The following is a 15,539-nucleotide window of genomic DNA, read 5'->3' on the forward strand; positions in this document are numbered from 1 at the left end:
GTCGGGCTTTAGTACCTTGTTGGGTCTGTAGCTCAGGTGGTTAGAGCGCACCCCTGATAAGGGTGAGGTCGGTGGTTCAAGTCCACTCAGACCCACCAACTCACCATTCCCTGTTGAGTTGCAGCAATAAGGTGATTTGCTTTTTATATGGGGCTATAGCTCAGCTGGGAGAGCGCCTGCCTTGCACGCAGGAGGTCAGCGGTTCGATCCCGCTTAGCTCCACCATATAAAAAACTATTTCAAAACGTACTGCGGTCGCAAGACACAGTGGGTTGTGAAATATTGCTCTTTAACAATCTGGAACAAGCTGAAAATTGAAACAATACAGCTGAAACTTATCTCTCCGTAGCAGTACTGAGATAAGAAGTAACCTGTATTAGAGTCTCTCAAATAATCGCAATGCGAATGTGTTTATTCATTCTGCAGTGTGAGCGAGAAGATACTCGGCAAGGCGTACAGCGCACAGCAACCGGAGTGAACTTCATGTTCATGAGGATTGCGCGCACTGCACAACGACGCAGAGTGTGTTCGCAGCCACAGCAGTAAAGAAAAGACACCTTCGGGTTGTGAGGTTAAGCGACTAAGCGTACACGGTGGATGCCTAGGCAGTCAGAGGCGATGAAGGGCGTGCTAATCTGCGATAAGCGTCGGTAAGGTGATATGAACCGTTACAACCGACGATACCCGAATGGGGAAACCCAGTGCAATTCGTTGCACTATTGCATGGTGAATACATAGCCATGCAAGGCGAACCGGGGGAACTGAAACATCTAAGTACCCCGAGGAAAAGAAATCAACCGAGATTCCCCCAGTAGCGGCGAGCGAACGGGGAAGAGCCCAGAGTCTGAATCAGTTTGTGTGTTAGTGGAAGCGTCTGGAAAGTCGCACGGTACAGGGTGATAGTCCCGTACACAAAAATACACCTTCTGTGAACTCGATGAGTAGGGCGGGACACGTGACATCCTGTCTGAATATGGGGGGACCATCCTCCAAGGCTAAATACTCCTGACTGACCGATAGTGAACCAGTACCGTGAGGGAAAGGCGAAAAGAACCCCGGCGAGGGGAGTGAAATAGAACCTGAAACCGTGTACGTACAAGCAGTGGGAGCACCTTCGTGGTGTGACTGCGTACCTTTTGTATAATGGGTCAGCGACTTATATTTTGTAGCAAGGTTAACCGAATAGGGGAGCCGTAGGGAAACCGAGTCTTAACTGGGCGTCTAGTTGCAAGGTATAGACCCGAAACCCGGTGATCTAGCCATGGGCAGGTTGAAGGTTGGGTAACACTAACTGGAGGACCGAACCGACTAATGTTGAAAAATTAGCGGATGACTTGTGGCTGGGGGTGAAAGGCCAATCAAACCGGGAGATAGCTGGTTCTCCCCGAAAGCTATTTAGGTAGCGCCTCGTGAACTCATCTTCGGGGGTAGAGCACTGTTTCGGCTAGGGGGTCATCCCGACTTACCAAACCGATGCAAACTCCGAATACCGAAGAATGTTATCACGGGAGACACACGGCGGGTGCTAACGTCCGTCGTGAAGAGGGAAACAACCCAGACCGCCAGCTAAGGTCCCAAAGTCATGGTTAAGTGGGAAACGATGTGGGAAGGCATAGACAGCCAGGATGTTGGCTTAGAAGCAGCCATCATTTAAAGAAAGCGTAATAGCTCACTGGTCGAGTCGGCCTGCGCGGAAGATGTAACGGGGCTAAACCATGCACCGAAGCTGCGGCAGCGACGCTTAGGCGTTGTTGGGTAGGGGAGCGTTCTGTAAGCCGTTGAAGGTGGCCTGTGAGGGCTGCTGGAGGTATCAGAAGTGCGAATGCTGACATAAGTAACGATAATGCGGGTGAAAAACCCGCACGCCGGAAGACCAAGGGTTCCTGTCCAACGTTAATCGGGGCAGGGTGAGTCGACCCCTAAGGCGAGGCTGAAAAGCGTAGTCGATGGGAAACAGGTTAATATTCCTGTACTTGGTGTTACTGCGAAGGGGGGACGGAGAAGGCTAGGCTAGCCGGGTGACGGTTGTCCCGGTTTAAGCATGTAGGCGGAGCGACTTGGTAAATCCGGTTGCTTATCAACGCTGAGGTGTGATGACGATGCACTACGGTGCAGAAGTAGTTGATGCCAAGCTTCCAGGAAAAGCCTCTAAGCATCAGGTAACATTGAATCGTACCCCAAACCGACACAGGTGGTCAGGTAGAGAATACTCAGGCGCTTGAGAGAACTCGGGTGAAGGAACTAGGCAAAATGGTGCCGTAACTTCGGGAGAAGGCACGCTGGCATTAGGTAAAGAGACTTGCTCTCGGCGCCGAAGCCAGTCGCAGATACCAGCTGGCTGCAACTGTTTAATAAAAACACAGCACTGTGCAAACACGAAAGTGGACGTATACGGTGTGACGCCTGCCCGGTGCTGGAAGGTTAATTGATGGGGTCAGCCGCAAGGCGAAGCTCTTGATCGAAGCCCCAGTAAACGGCGGCCGTAACTATAACGGTCCTAAGGTAGCGAAATTCCTTGTCGGGTAAGTTCCGACCTGCACGAATGGCGTAATGATGGCCAGGCTGTCTCCACCCGAGACTCAGTGAAATTGAACTCGCTGTGAAGATGCAGTGTACCCGCGGCAAGACGGAAAGACCCCGTGAACCTTTACTATAGCTTGACACTGAACATTGAGCCTTGATGTGTAGGATAGGTGGGAGGCATTGAAGTGTGGACGCCAGTCTGCATGGAGCCAACCTTGAAATACCACCCTTTAATGTTTGATGTTCTAACTCGGCCCCGTAATCCGGGGTGAGGACAGTGTCTGGTGGGTAGTTTGACTGGGGCGGTCTCCTCCCAAAGAGTAACGGAGGAGCACGAAGGTTAGCTAATCACGGTCGGACATCGTGAGGTTAGTGCAAAGGCATAAGCTAGCTTGACTGCGAGAGTGACGGCTCGAGCAGGTACGAAAGTAGGTCTTAGTGATCCGGTGGTTCTGAATGGAAGGGCCATCGCTCAACGGATAAAAGGTACTCCGGGGATAACAGGCTGATACCGCCCAAGAGTTCATATCGACGGCGGTGTTTGGCACCTCGATGTCGGCTCATCACATCCTGGGGCTGAAGTAGGTCCCAAGGGTATGGCTGTTCGCCATTTAAAGTGGTACGCGAGCTGGGTTTAGAACGTCGTGAGACAGTTCGGTCCCTATCTGCCGTGGGCGTTGGAAGATTGAGAGGGGCTGCTCCTAGTACGAGAGGACCGGAGTGGACGAATCACTGGTGTTCGGGTTGTCATGCCAATGGCATTGCCCGGTAGCTAAATTCGGAAGAGATAACCGCTGAAAGCATCTAAGCGGGAAACTTGCCTCGAGATGAGTCTTCCCTGGGGCTTTAAGCCCCCTGAAGGAACGTTAAAGACTATGACGTTGATAGGCTGGGTGTGTAAGTGCAGCGATGCATTGAGCTAACCAGTACTAATGATCCGTGAGGCTTAACCTTACAACACCAAAGGTGTTTTGGTGATTTGAGAGAGTCGATTTTCAGCGAATGTTCCGAGATTGGATTGGCTGGCTACACCTATTGATGGTGAGCGAGTTAATTGAAACAGAATTTGCCTGGCGGCCTTAGCGCGGTGGTCCCACCTGATCCCATGCCGAACTCAGAAGTGAAACGCCGTAGCGCCGATGGTAGTGTGGGGTCTCCCCATGCGAGAGTAGGACACTGCCAGGCATCAAACACGAGTTATCAGAGTGACATCTGGTAACTGACAAAATCGCCAAAGGCGGTTTTGTACAGCGCGGAGCGCTGGCCCTTAGGGGTAAGTATCGGGAAGATACACGTAAAAGAATCGGTGGAGCGGTAGTTCAGTTGGTTAGAATACCTGCCTGTCACGCAGGGGGTCGCGGGTTCGAGCCCCGTCCGTTCCGCCACTTATTGCAAAACCCCTGAATCATAGATTCAGGGGTTTTTTGCATTACTAAAATAGATAAATAAGTCATCCTATATTATTGTCACTGAATCAATTAAAGGTGACTATTCACTCAACGACTCAACGACTCAACGACTCAACGACTCAACGACTCAACGACTCAACGACTCAACGACTCAACGACTCAACGACTCAACGACTCAACGACTCAACGACTCAACGACTCAACGACTCAACGACTCAACGACTCAACGACTCAACGACTCAACGACTCAACAACTCAACAACTCAACAACTCAACCCAGTTTATGGGAAAACAGGTCGAGCACAACGGCCAGATACGTCCAACGTTTTCCTGTCCAGCCATAAGTGATATCACCGCACCAGACCCGATTAGGCTCTGTTACAGCAAACTGGCGCTCCAGATAATTGGGGATCTCAACATGCTCCTTGGACGCGTTCTTATAACGATGGTCAGGTTGCTGGCAGCTGATAATATGCCCGCCATCGGCTCAGTTTCATGCCTTTCGTCGTGACCATCACCGCAATATTACGTGCGCCTGCTGAGCCGTTACTTCCGCAATAAGCTTCACGAACAAACTGAGAAATACCACCCACGCGGTATCAGGTTGCTTTGGCTGCCGCGAGTATTTATAACCGCATTGATGGATTTGGATATCAGTGTGAATGATGCGCTGGGATCATGCTTTTATATCAGGATTTGGGAGCTATGAAAGTAGATATAGGAAGGGGACTTGCTAAGAGTGATACAACGCCACAAAAAAACACCCTGCCAGCTTATCGCTCACAGGGGGAGTGACTATCTCATTAACTCGGTATATAACCCGTTTTTTACAGTATGCGGCTAATCAAACGGTCGATACGAATTCTGCGTAAACGACGGATCAGTTTGCGTACCTTGACGGGATATTGCTGAATATTCTCTAACTCAAGGTAGTGTGAGACGACTTTGGTATGAGTACGGATGCAATCCAGCTCTTTGGCTCGCTGCTCATGCATCTCATGCTTAGGATCGTGGATCAAAATGGCATTTTCCAGATCCAAGCGCCATGCACGTGGATTCAGGTTATTACCCGTAATCAACTGCCAGTTATTATCGACCCACATTCCTTTCAGGTGGTAGGTATTGTCACCATCTTTCCACAAACGAACGATCAGTTGTCCGTTATCCACAAAGCGCTGTAAGCGACTGAGGAAACGGCGGAGGTTGATTTCGTATAAATAAGGCAATGCGCCTATAATTTTAAATGGTTGATCTTCTGGGATATAAAAGTCATTTGCTGTTTTGTCACCGACAATAATCTCGACCTGTTTACCTTCCCGCAGAAGATAAATGATATTGCGAACTAACAATGCAGGCAGGTTAAAATATGGCGTGCAAATCGTCAGGCGTTCATCAGCGGAAGCCATTAAGTGATGAATCGTTTTGTTTAACTGGCTTTTTTTACCTAACCCAACGAGTGGAGTGACAGCTAATTCATCGTTACCGGCTTGCGCTGGAAATTGATAACCGATGTCGCGCAGTGATGAACGGAACTGCCGGGTTTCGTTTTTGATTTCGGGATTCGTTGGCCGATCGGTGCGATCAAGGCGTTGAACGGCACCAGCACTCAGTACCCGCTGTTTCACGTAATCAACCATAATGCCGGCCAATGATGAATTCGTGATTAGCTGGTAGCGATCATAACGATATTTATCGTTTTGATGGAGATAGACATCATTGATGCTAGCACCGCTGTAAATCACAGTGTCATCAATGATAAAACCTTTCAGATGCAGCACACCAAGGGCTTCGCGGGTATTGACCGGAACACCGTAAATGGGAACGCAAACATTGGGATGCTGTGCTGCCATTTCGCAATACCAATCAGCATTAGTATTGACGGCTGCGGCCCCAATACGACCACGTTGGGCGCGGTGCCAATCGACCAGCACACAAATTTCTAGCTCAGGGCGCAACTGCTTGGCTTGATAGAGGGCGTTCATCACGTCACGGCCCGCATCATCCTGCTCAAGGTAGAGCGCCACCAGATAAATACGTTTGGTCGCCTGACCTATTAATTCCAAGAGAGTGGAGCGGAAAACCTTGGGGCAATAAAGCGTTTGGACATCATCAACTGGCTGGGGGAGTTTGGGCAGTTGTGCAAGGTGTTGTTGATGTTTACTACGTTTGAATTTTGACAACATCACAGTGCGCTTCTTCTCTTGTTATTTAATGGCAAAACCGCCATATCCAAAAAAACACTAATCCATAGAGTCGGGCGATAATACCACTACTTTTCCGGATTGTGCGCAAGTTTTGCCAGTTAATGACCGAATCGTTTGGGGTTGTGGCGTATATCACGGCGATTCATGTAACTGAAATCACAGTGTCAGTTCCAGATTCACGATCCCATCTTCCATCTGTACATCAATACTAAAACCGAGCTTTTTAGCCAAACCTATCATGCCACGGTTGTTGGGCATGGTGATCGCCGTGAGCCGTGTTAATCCATGGCTGCGGGTGTATTGAATCATCTTTTCCAGCAGTAGCCGCCCCAGTCCTAGCCCTTTGAGGTCTGAACGCACCAGTACGGCAAACTCGGCATCAATATTGTCCGGGTCTGACATCGCCCGTGTCACGCCGATAATTTCCGGCCCCGCCGCATTTTGGCGCACAGCAACAAAAGCCATTTCCCGATCATAGTCAATCTGCGTCATATTCGCCAAATCATCGTGGCTGAATTCACTGATTTCGCTGAAGTAGCGGTAGTAGAGATCCTCTTTAGTGACTTGATCGATAAACAGTTTTAGCAGCGGTTCATCTTCCGGCAAGATAGGGCGGAATAGGCACTGAGAGCCATCTTTTAGCACCACTGTCTCTTCTAATTCGTGCGGGTAGGGGCGAATAGCTAATCGCGCCTGTGGATCGCCGCTGACCGGTGCCAACTGCATTGAAACATCCAGCAGCGTAAACTCACTGCCAGAAGCCAGCACCGGGTGAATATCTAAACGGGTAATCTCGGGGCAATCGAGAATCAAGTTGGAGACTTGCACCAGCAGGCGGCTTAATCCCAGAATATCCAAGGGTTGCAGTGATCCACGGCTGCGGATTTTCCCGCCTTTGACCGCTTGTATGATCAGGTAGCGGGCCAGTGCCATATTGAGCGGCGGCAGTGCCACAGCGGCCTGTGTTTCGTGATGCCACTCAATGCCACCTTCACCCAACATAATCAGCGGGCCGAAAATAGCATCTTGCTCTACCGCAATGCGCAGCTCTTGTGCTCCGGCACGGTTAGCCATGCTTTGCACCAGCAAGCCCTGAATGCGGGCGTGTGGATAGGTGCGCTTGACCCGATCAAGGATATCGTCAGCGGCCCGCTGTACTTCAATCGCGGTGCGAAGGTAGAGCATGACCCCCTGAACTTCGGATTTATGCGGAATATCTGGTGAGCGCAGTTTGATGGCGACCGGATACCCCAAGCGCTCGGCGATATGCACCGCTTCGACGCTGTCACTGGCAATCCAAGTGGGCAGCATACTCAGGCCATAGGCTTCCAGTATCGGCTGCACTTCATGGGTGTCTAGCTGGGTAGTGCCTTCGGCCAGCGCCTGACGAATCAACTGATGCACATGCGCGGTGTTGGCGGTAAGGCCCACTGGCAGAGCGGGCGTCTCTTTCAGCTGTTTTTGGTTACGGCGATATTCCACCATATGCATAAACGCGGTAATGGCACCTTCCGGTGTGCGATAAGTGGGTATTCCTGCTTCGGTGAACAGACGGCGGGCATCTTGTGATGAATACTCACCGCACCAGTTAGTTAGCAGGGTGATGCGTTTACCCCGTGGATGCTGGCGGATGGCGGAAATCAACAGTTCAGCGGTTTTGCTACCCGGTGCGGCGGCGCTGGGTGAGTGAATCAGCAGCAGCGCGTCATAGTCGGTGCTGTCCAGCAAGGGTTTAACCGCCGCTAAATAGCGCTCAGCGCTGGCGTCATCTCGCAGGTCTATTGGGTTGCGTAAGGTAACAAAAGAGGGTAGCGCCGCACTCAGGGCAGATTGCGTGGTATCAGACAGGGTAGCGAGCTTACCATTACGGCTGATGAGTTCATCCAATGCCATAGCCGCCGGTGCGGCACCATTACTGACAATAAGTAAGCGCTCACCTCGCAATGGGTGCATATGGCTCAGGGTTTCGACCGCCGAGAACAGCTCGTGCGTATCCTGCACCCGCAATAGGCCCGCGCGTTGAATCGCGGCGTCATAAGCGGCATCTAACCCTTCTTGACCATTCAGTAACTGCTGCGCCCGCTGGGTGCGGCCACTTTTGACCACTAGAATGGGCTTATTTCGTGAGGCGCTACGCGATGCGGATAAGAAGCGGCGTGCATCGCTGATATGTTCAATATACAACATAATGGCGCTGGTTTTGCCGTCTCTGGCGAGGAAGTCGAGTAAGTCATCGACATCAATATCCAAGCTATCGCCCAGTGCAATAAAGTAAGAGAATCCCACTTCCCGCTGCTGCGCCCAGTCGAGAATGGTGTTTGCCACCGCCGCTGACTGGGAGATAAACGCCAGTCGCCCTTTCTTGATGGGTACGGGCGAGAAGCTGGCATTCAGTCCTTGCCAAGGGGCCAGTAAGCCGAGGCTGTTGGGGCCAAGTAGCCGCATATGATGCCGATGCGCACAGGCTTTCAGCTCGGCGAGTTGTTCTGTCGCGGCAGAGAGAATAATCACCGCCTTGCAGCCACGGACACCCAAGTCTTCGAGTAGTGCCAGATTGCGGCGATCATGAGTACAAAGGATAGCCAAGTCGGGTGTGATCGGCAGGCTGGCGATATCGGCGTAAGCTAGCACGCCGCAAACGGCTTTATGAGTCGGGGTGACCGGCAGAATAGGGCCACTGAAGCCACCATCCAGCAAATTACGCATCATCAGAAAACCCGCGCGCTCAGGTTTTTCAGAAGCGCCAATGACCGCAATCGATTTCGGGCGTAGTAGGGCTTCTAATCCGCGTTGACTCATTATTTATCCCCGTCATCAAGTTACAGGCGTGTTGGCCGCCTTCCTGCACCCTGGAATCTATTGGGGACAAGTCAAAGGCCGCTTGAATGATTTTATGCGATTTTTTCGAGACTTGCTGTGACTCGCCCCACTGGATGATGAGGTTTTCCAGCTAAATATTGCTGGCGAAAATAGTGGAAATGGGCGGTTAATCCCTCCGCAGCGAGAGTATCACCCGCTTGCTGAAGCAGCGCAGCAGCAACCTCGACGGTACAGTGCTGCTCTGGTCGCGGGGCTTCGCGCAAAAGATAATCGGAGGCTGTCGTGACATTCAATGACAGCATCGGTAAATCGGCGAGATAGGGACTTTTGCGAAACATTTTTTTCGCTTCGTTCCAGGTGCCATCCAGCAGAATAAATAGCGGCGGCTTATCACTGGCAGGCAATTCATTGAGCACCTGCCGTGGCGGCTCGGCATACTTTTCCGGAAATACCACATAGGGTTGGCGTGTGGGATCACCAATAGCGGCTAACAGTGCAGGGTCAACTTCCGTGCGCGCCCAGAGAAAGGCTTGGGTCTCTGGCAGGATATCGGCAATCAGGCGGCCCGTATTGCTGGGTTTGAGCGGCTCAGTATCAAACATAATCAAGCAAAAACGGCTGTTCGCCAGTTGCGGTTTGATGGTGTCGCACAGGCACAATCGCTCTGCCAGCAGGCAGTTCTGGCAACGAATAGCGCGACAGCCCCGGGCGCGATAGGCACGAGTGGAGGCGGCTAAGCGCTGTTGGCGCAAACGCAGTACGGCATTCGTCGTCATAACCGTGGGCGAAACACTCTGTGCCATCAATTCGTGGTCAGTCGTTAATTTAGGGTTGATAGCTGATGATTCGGTCACGACGGACTCCTGAGAAATAGCGCTATTCTAATCAACCCACCCCATGAGTTATACAATAAAACCCCGCCCCGGCAGAAAACTGTCAGGGCGGGGTTTTTATCGGAGCCTCGAACTGAGCCGCCCCGAGAGGCAATAAATGGGTTAAACTAGCTTAGCGGGCAACCGGTTCTGCGGCTAATTGTTCATCTAACCAATGTTCAAACGGTGCCTTCGGTACTGCACCGCTGAGCATGTCGAGCATTTTACCGTTCCGATACAGCATAATCGTGGGAATGCTGCGAATCCGGAAACGGGTGCTGAGCGCAGGTTCTGCTTCAGTATTGACTTTCACGAAGCGGATTTTTCCAGCGCGCTCTGCGGCGACAGCTTCAAAGATCGGTGCGAAGCTGCGGCAAGGGCCACACCACGGTGCCCAGAAATCGATAACGACGGGCAGATCATCTTGCAGCAGTTTATCCAGTGTGTCGGCGGTGGCGTTAATCACTTCGCCATCAAATAAAGAGTGGCCGCAGCGCCCACATTTAGCGCCGTCATCAATACGTTCTTCCGGCAGGCGATTGGTCGCCATACAAGCTGTGCATACCGTATTCATACATTAGCCTTTATTTTGTCTCTGAGTCGATAAGAGAAACCAAACAGCCAAGGGGCGCTGAATTGTTTCGTTGTTGTTATCTATTATGGGTATAAATGGGGGCTGTGCCAAAAAGGTTTATTCGATGAATACGATAGTTGGTAGCTTTTAGTGCTTGCTTATGGCTAACCGGGCGGACATCAGGTAATCTTCGCGCCCTGCGCGTTGGTGGAGAAGACAATGAACGATTCATTTAGTGGCAAAAACGGCAAAGTTAAAGTGATGTACGTCCGCAGTGACGAAAGCAGCGACGACCGTAACAAAGATAAACGTCCGGCAGGTAAAGGCCGTCCGGGTGATCATGCGGGTCGGGGCAGCTCACCGCGTAATAATGACTCACGTCGTAATGATTCTGGCCGTAATGAACGCGATCGTCCTAGCCGTCCGGCACGTTCTGAAAGCAGCGGTCCTTACGATTCACCGTGGAAAACTGTCTCCCGTGCTCCATCGGAAGAGCCAGAGTTTGACCACGGAGGTATCAGCGGTAAAAGTCATGTTGACCCTGCGCAGTTGCGCCGTCAGCGGGCTGAAGAGACACGTGTTTATGGCGAAAATGCCTGTAAGGCGCTGTTCGAAAGCCGCCCTGATGCGATCGTCCGTGCTTGGTTTGTGCAGTCAGTCACCCCACGTTTCCGCGAAGCGCTGAAATGGATGGCGGCTAACCGCAAGGCTTACCATGTGGTTGAGGAAGATGAGCTGGCGAAGGCATCTGGCACTGAACACCACGGCGGCGTTTGCTTCCTGATTAAAAAACGTCAGGGTTTGGATGCAGAAACTTACCTGCAACAGCAGACTCAGGCGAAAGATTGCGTATTGGCGCTGGAAGATGTGGGTAACCCACATAATCTGGGTGGCATTATGCGGACCTGCGCACATTTCGGTATTAATGGCGTGCTACTGCAAGATCCGGCGATTCTGGAGTCGGGTGCCGCAGTGCGCACAGCGGAAGGCGGAGCGGAGCATATCAAGGCGATCAATGCCGATGATTTCCTCTCGGTGCTGGATACCTTCCGTAAAGCGGGTTACACCATCGTCACCACCTCAAGCCACAAAGGTGTCAGCCTGTCGAAAGCGGAACTGCCCGCCAAAATGGTGCTGGTATTAGGCCAAGAGAGTGATGGTCTGACCGACAGCGCGTGGCAGCAGGGCGACATGAGTGTGTCGATCGGCGGGACCGGGCGAGTTGAGAGTCTGAACGTTTCAGTCGCGACAGGTATCCTGCTCGCTGAGTGGTGGCGTCAAAATAGTGCTCAGTAATACCCTGCGCCCTTGAAGCTGCAGGGGCGGCGCGCACTCACCCGAATCACTGACTTGCTGTTAGCCTTGCTTATAAATAAGCTCATCGGGATGTGTTTGCTGGCTGCCTACCTGCAACTCCAATGGCTTTGGGTATACTCTGCGCCCTTGAAGCCGCGGGGGTATTGACTGAATCATAAAGTAAAAAGGGGCGCTGAAATTAATCATCAGCGCCCCTTTTGTTTGGCCTGCGTTTACGCCGCTAGTGCGCGCCGCCACCCCCACCACCGGAAGTGAATGGCGGCCGTGCAAACCAGACCAATGCCAACAGGAGCAGGAACACCCCCGCAGAGAGCCAGAAGATCTCGTTGGCCGAGATAATCAGCCCCTGATTGGTGATCTCCCGCGCCAGATAAGCCGAGGCTTGCTGCTGACTCATCCCAAGCTTTTCCAACTCCTCATAAGCCTGCGTGGCGTTCGGGTTGAACGGATTAACAAACTCCGTCAACTGCGAATGGTGCATCGACTCTCTTTGTGTCCATAGCGTGGTGGTGATTGAGGTACCAATCGACCCCGCCAATGTTCGCAGGAAGTTAGATAAACTGGACGCCGCCGCCATACGCTCTGGCGGTAAGCCGGAGAGAGTGATGGCCGTCAATGGCATAAAGAAGCAGGCAATGGCAAAGCCTTGCACAAACTGCGGCCATGCCGAGGCACCAAAATCCATCCCTGGTTCGAATGTATATGCCCGCCAGTAGAAACAAACCGCATACATAATGAAGCTGAATGTCACTAACTGCCGCATATCAATTCGATGCGAGAAGCGACCAATAATCGGCGACAGCAATACCGGCAATATCCCGACGGGTGCGGAGGCCAAACCGGCCCAAGTGGCGGTGTAGCCGTAGACCTCCTGAAGTAGCTGCGGCAGCAAGACGATGGCACCGAAGTACAACATATAGGCGAGGCTGATACACAAGCACCCAATGGTAAAGTTTCTCGATTTGAATAGTGACAAATCGATCACCGGATGGTCGTCGGTTAGCTCCCAAACGATCAGGAAGGTAATGGCAATCACGGCAATGACCGTCAGGACGATAATCTCGGTCGAGTTAAACCAATCCAGCTCCTTGCCTTGGTCGAGCATGATTTGCAAGGCACCGATACCGACCACCAATAACACCAGCCCCACGGTATCGATGGGTTTGATCTCGGTTTTGGTTTCTCGCCCTTTCAGGGTGCTGCCCGCCATCAGAATCACCACCAACCCGATCGGGATGTTGATAAAGAAGATCCAGCCCCAGTGATAGTTGTCGCTGATATAACCGCCGAGGATCGGCCCAAATATCGGGGCCACGACAATTGTCATCGACCACAATGCCAAGGCCATACTTCGCTTCGCGGGCGGATAGTTATTCAGCAGCAAACTTTGTGATAGCGGAATCAATGGCCCAGCAACCAAGCCCTGAATCACGCGGAAGAAGATCAGCATCCCCAGACTGTTTGAGATGCCGCACAGCCATGAGGCCAGAGCAAACAGCCCCGTCGCCCAAAGGAACAAGCGCACTTCGCCGATGCGCTTCGCTAACCATCCCGTGATTGGGATTGAGATCGCATTCGCCACACCAAATGAGGTGATAACCCAAGTGCCCTGCGAGTTGGACGAGCCAAGATCGCCAGCAATAGTGGGGATTGCCACATTAGCAATGGTGGAGTCCAGCACCTGCATAAAAGTCGCTAATGAGAGCGCGACCGTCATCCAAGCGAGTTGGGCACCTTCAAGCGGTTTTTGTGCCACGGCAGCCTCCGCGCTTAACCTGCGTTTGCATGCACATTAACCTGCATTCGCATGAATAATGTCGCTAATCATTTGATTCACTGGCGCTAAATCCAGTGACAACGCATTGGTGACAAAAGCAGGATCTTTACGCCCGATTTGCGCTAACACTTGACCATCGGGATTGGCGGTGTCCACTCTCACGGTGGTAGAGAGACCAATACGCAGCGGGTGCTCAGCCAGTTGTTTTGCATCCAGCGAGATACGAACTGGCAGGCGCTGAACCACTTTGATCCAGTTGCCGGTGGCATTCTGCGCTGGCAACAGGGAGAAAGCGCTACCCGTCCCCATATCCAGACCAACCACTTTCCCCTGATAAACCACGTCATCGCCATAGAAATCGGTCACGACAGTTGCGGATTGGCCGATGCGCATATTGGCTAACTGGGTCTCTTTAAAGTTGGCGTCAACCCACATCTGATTTGCTGGGATCACTGCCATCAAAGGTGAACCATTGGCAATCTTTGCCCCCACCTGCACACTGCGGCGTGAAACATAGCCGGAGACTGGGCTGAGAACCTTGGTGCGTTGCAGCGCTAACCAAGCATCACGCAGCTTAGCCGCAGACTGCTCGACCGCCGGTTGTTTTTCCAATGGTGTATCCAGCACCAGCGCCTGATTGGCGTTGTACTGTTGAATCGCCACATCCAGCGAGGCTTGTGCTGCATCGACGGCATCGCGAGCATGTTGCAGCTCTTCACGGCCAATGGCAGCAGCAGCGCCAAGCACCACACGGCGTTTCAGATCACTTTGTGCTTGATTCAGCTCGGTTTTTCTCAGGGCAATATTGGCCTGATACTGTTTGCTGTTAATGATGAGCTGGTGGGTTTGGCGCACGCTGTTTGCCAGCGCCGTTTTCGCCTGCTCATAGGCTTGTTCGGCATCTGTTGGGTCTAGCGTGACCAGCACATCGCCGCTTTTGACCACGTCCGTATTGTCAAAGTTGACACTGACCACGCTGCCGGAAACCTGCGACATGATCTGTACCTGATTGCCTGAAATATAAGCATTATCAGTCTCTTGGTGATGGCGCAGCACCAGGAACCAATAGATCAGATAGGCCACGCCAAGAATAATAAAAATCACCGTCAGTGAGAGCAATACGCGTTTCCGTTGCTTCTTTTTATTCTGCGGTTGTGGCGGGGTTTGGTCTTCCGCATTCGTACTCATGGTATTCTCCAAGCCTGATACCCGTCATCTTGCAAGCCGCCTTCCAGCACCTTGAAATTTATAGGGTAAAAATTACTTTATATTGTTTTATTTTATGGGCCATCACTGGCAGGGGCTTGATAGCCGCCAGCTAATGAACGGGTGAAACCCATCTTGGCCTGCAATAGAGGAGCGTTAACCGAACAAATCGGCCATCAACTCGCTCTTAGGGGCTTTGGCCCGTCAACGCGGCCACTCAAAAAGCTGCGAATAAGGGCGTGAGTCTCTAGCTATGTGGGGGTGACATAGTTATTTACCTGAGTAGCAATGCGGCTGAGTAGCAACGCGGGAATTACTGTTCCGGTATTTCCATTTGATCTAGTCGGGACAGTAACTTACGCGTGAGGGTTTCAAGCTGTTGCTGCTCGTCAGCGTCAAGTGTTGACCAAAGAAAATGCAGACACTTATGTTGTGGGGGCAGCAGTTGATTTAAGAATTCAACACCCGCCTCGGTCAGATGTAAGTGTAAGCAACGGCGATCGTTTTGGCTTTCGCGGCGCTCAATCCAGCCTTTTTTCTCCAGCTCGTCAGCAATGCGGGTGGCATTCGTTCGTGAAGAACCCAGTGCGGCACTCAATTCTGACGGTTGGATACTGTGGCTTTCTTGCGCATCCAGCGTAATTAACGCCATAAATAGGGTTTCGTTAATCCCTTGCGCTTTTAGCATTTTGTTGCGATTTTCAAGCAATTTACTGTGCATATGCATACACAAACGCGTCAGCAGAATCTCCTGATAAGGGAAATCTTTCTGGCGTTTTGCGCGAAAATTAAGCATCTGTTCTATGGGACTAAACGAACTTTCCATTATAGGGAGCC

The 15,539-nt window shown here is 51.8% G+C and carries 9 protein-coding genes, 3 tRNA genes, 2 rRNA genes and 1 pseudogene; 7 read left to right on the forward strand and 8 right to left on the reverse strand.

All coding sequences use genetic code 11. The features are described 5' to 3' along the window. The first annotated feature begins 21 nt into the window (after positions 1 to 21). The 6 genes from HRD69_RS10120 to HRD69_RS10145 all read left to right on the forward strand — a co-directional run bounded on the left by HRD69_RS10120 (position 22) and on the right by HRD69_RS10145 (position 4,280). Positions 22 to 98 (forward strand) — tRNA-Ile (locus tag HRD69_RS10120). 51 nt (positions 99 to 149) lie between these two features. After that, positions 150 to 225: transfer RNA gene (locus HRD69_RS10125), tRNA-Ala, on the forward strand. 345 nt (positions 226 to 570) lie between these two features. After that, positions 571 to 3,477 (forward strand): 23S ribosomal RNA (locus HRD69_RS10130). 115 nt (positions 3,478 to 3,592) lie between these two features. After that, positions 3,593 to 3,708 (forward strand): 5S ribosomal RNA (gene rrf, locus HRD69_RS10135). Between the two features lie 123 nt (positions 3,709 to 3,831). Further along, positions 3,832 to 3,908, forward strand: a tRNA-Asp gene (locus tag HRD69_RS10140). Positions 3,909 to 4,007: 99 nt separating this feature from the next. Then, positions 4,008 to 4,280 carry a hypothetical protein gene (locus HRD69_RS10145; RefSeq protein WP_172984580.1) on the forward strand — a complete coding sequence of 91 codons (273 nt, stop codon included), beginning with the start codon at positions 4,008 to 4,010 and terminating at the stop codon, positions 4,278 to 4,280. Here HRD69_RS10145 and HRD69_RS10150 read toward each other — a convergent pair. The 5 genes and pseudogenes from HRD69_RS10150 to trxC form a co-directional block, all read right to left on the reverse strand. Further along, positions 4,213 to 4,578: pseudogene (locus tag HRD69_RS10150) on the reverse strand (DDE-type integrase/transposase/recombinase); the annotation flags it as partial. The gene HRD69_RS10145 and the pseudogene HRD69_RS10150 sit on opposite strands and share 68 nt — an antisense overlap. Positions 4,579 to 4,759: 181 nt before the next feature. Then, positions 4,760 to 6,112 (reverse strand): CDP-diacylglycerol--serine O-phosphatidyltransferase, encoded by a 1,353-nt coding sequence (gene pssA / locus HRD69_RS10155; RefSeq protein ID WP_390898373.1) that lies wholly within the window; start codon positions 6,110 to 6,112, stop codon positions 4,760 to 4,762. 180 nt (positions 6,113 to 6,292) lie between these two features. Then, positions 6,293 to 8,935: a bifunctional acetate--CoA ligase family protein/GNAT family N-acetyltransferase gene (locus tag HRD69_RS10160; protein ID WP_004873546.1), complete on the reverse strand. Its 2,643-nt coding sequence runs from the start codon at positions 8,933 to 8,935 to the stop codon at positions 6,293 to 6,295. Positions 8,936 to 9,027: 92 nt separating this feature from the next. Further along, a complete protein-coding gene (locus HRD69_RS10165; RefSeq protein WP_032813025.1) occupies positions 9,028 to 9,759 on the reverse strand; it encodes a tRNA-uridine aminocarboxypropyltransferase in 732 nt (243 codons plus the stop codon). Positions 9,760 to 9,961: 202 nt separating this feature from the next. Beyond that, positions 9,962 to 10,402 carry a thioredoxin TrxC gene (trxC, locus tag HRD69_RS10170; protein ID WP_032813002.1) on the reverse strand — a complete coding sequence of 147 codons (441 nt, stop codon included), beginning with the start codon at positions 10,400 to 10,402 and terminating at the stop codon, positions 9,962 to 9,964. 219 nt (positions 10,403 to 10,621) lie between these two features. Between trxC and HRD69_RS10175 the strand changes: the two genes are divergently transcribed. Then, on the forward strand, positions 10,622 to 11,698 hold the full coding sequence (locus HRD69_RS10175; protein ID WP_004873543.1) for a tRNA/rRNA methyltransferase: 1,077 nt from the start codon (positions 10,622 to 10,624) through the stop codon (positions 11,696 to 11,698). 241 nt (positions 11,699 to 11,939) lie between these two features. Here HRD69_RS10175 and emrB read toward each other — a convergent pair whose 3' ends face one another. The 3 genes from emrB to mprA form a co-directional block, all read right to left on the reverse strand. Beyond that, positions 11,940 to 13,436 carry a multidrug efflux MFS transporter permease subunit EmrB gene (emrB, locus tag HRD69_RS10180; RefSeq protein ID WP_208759721.1) on the reverse strand — a complete coding sequence of 499 codons (1,497 nt, stop codon included), beginning with the start codon at positions 13,434 to 13,436 and terminating at the stop codon, positions 11,940 to 11,942. 75 nt (positions 13,437 to 13,511) lie between these two features. After that, entirely contained in the window at positions 13,512 to 14,684 is a 1,173-nt protein-coding gene (gene emrA, locus HRD69_RS10185; protein WP_004873541.1) for a multidrug efflux MFS transporter periplasmic adaptor subunit EmrA, read from the reverse strand. Between the two features lie 331 nt (positions 14,685 to 15,015). Then, the gene (gene mprA / locus HRD69_RS10190; protein ID WP_032813001.1) at positions 15,016 to 15,528 is read right to left on the reverse strand and encodes a transcriptional repressor MprA; all 513 of its coding nucleotides are present in this window, start codon (positions 15,526 to 15,528) and stop codon (positions 15,016 to 15,018) included. Between the last annotated feature and the right edge of the window lie 11 nt (positions 15,529 to 15,539).

This window comes from Yersinia mollaretii ATCC 43969 (assembly GCF_013282725.1).
GTDB lineage: Bacteria > Pseudomonadota > Gammaproteobacteria > Enterobacterales > Enterobacteriaceae > Yersinia > Yersinia mollaretii.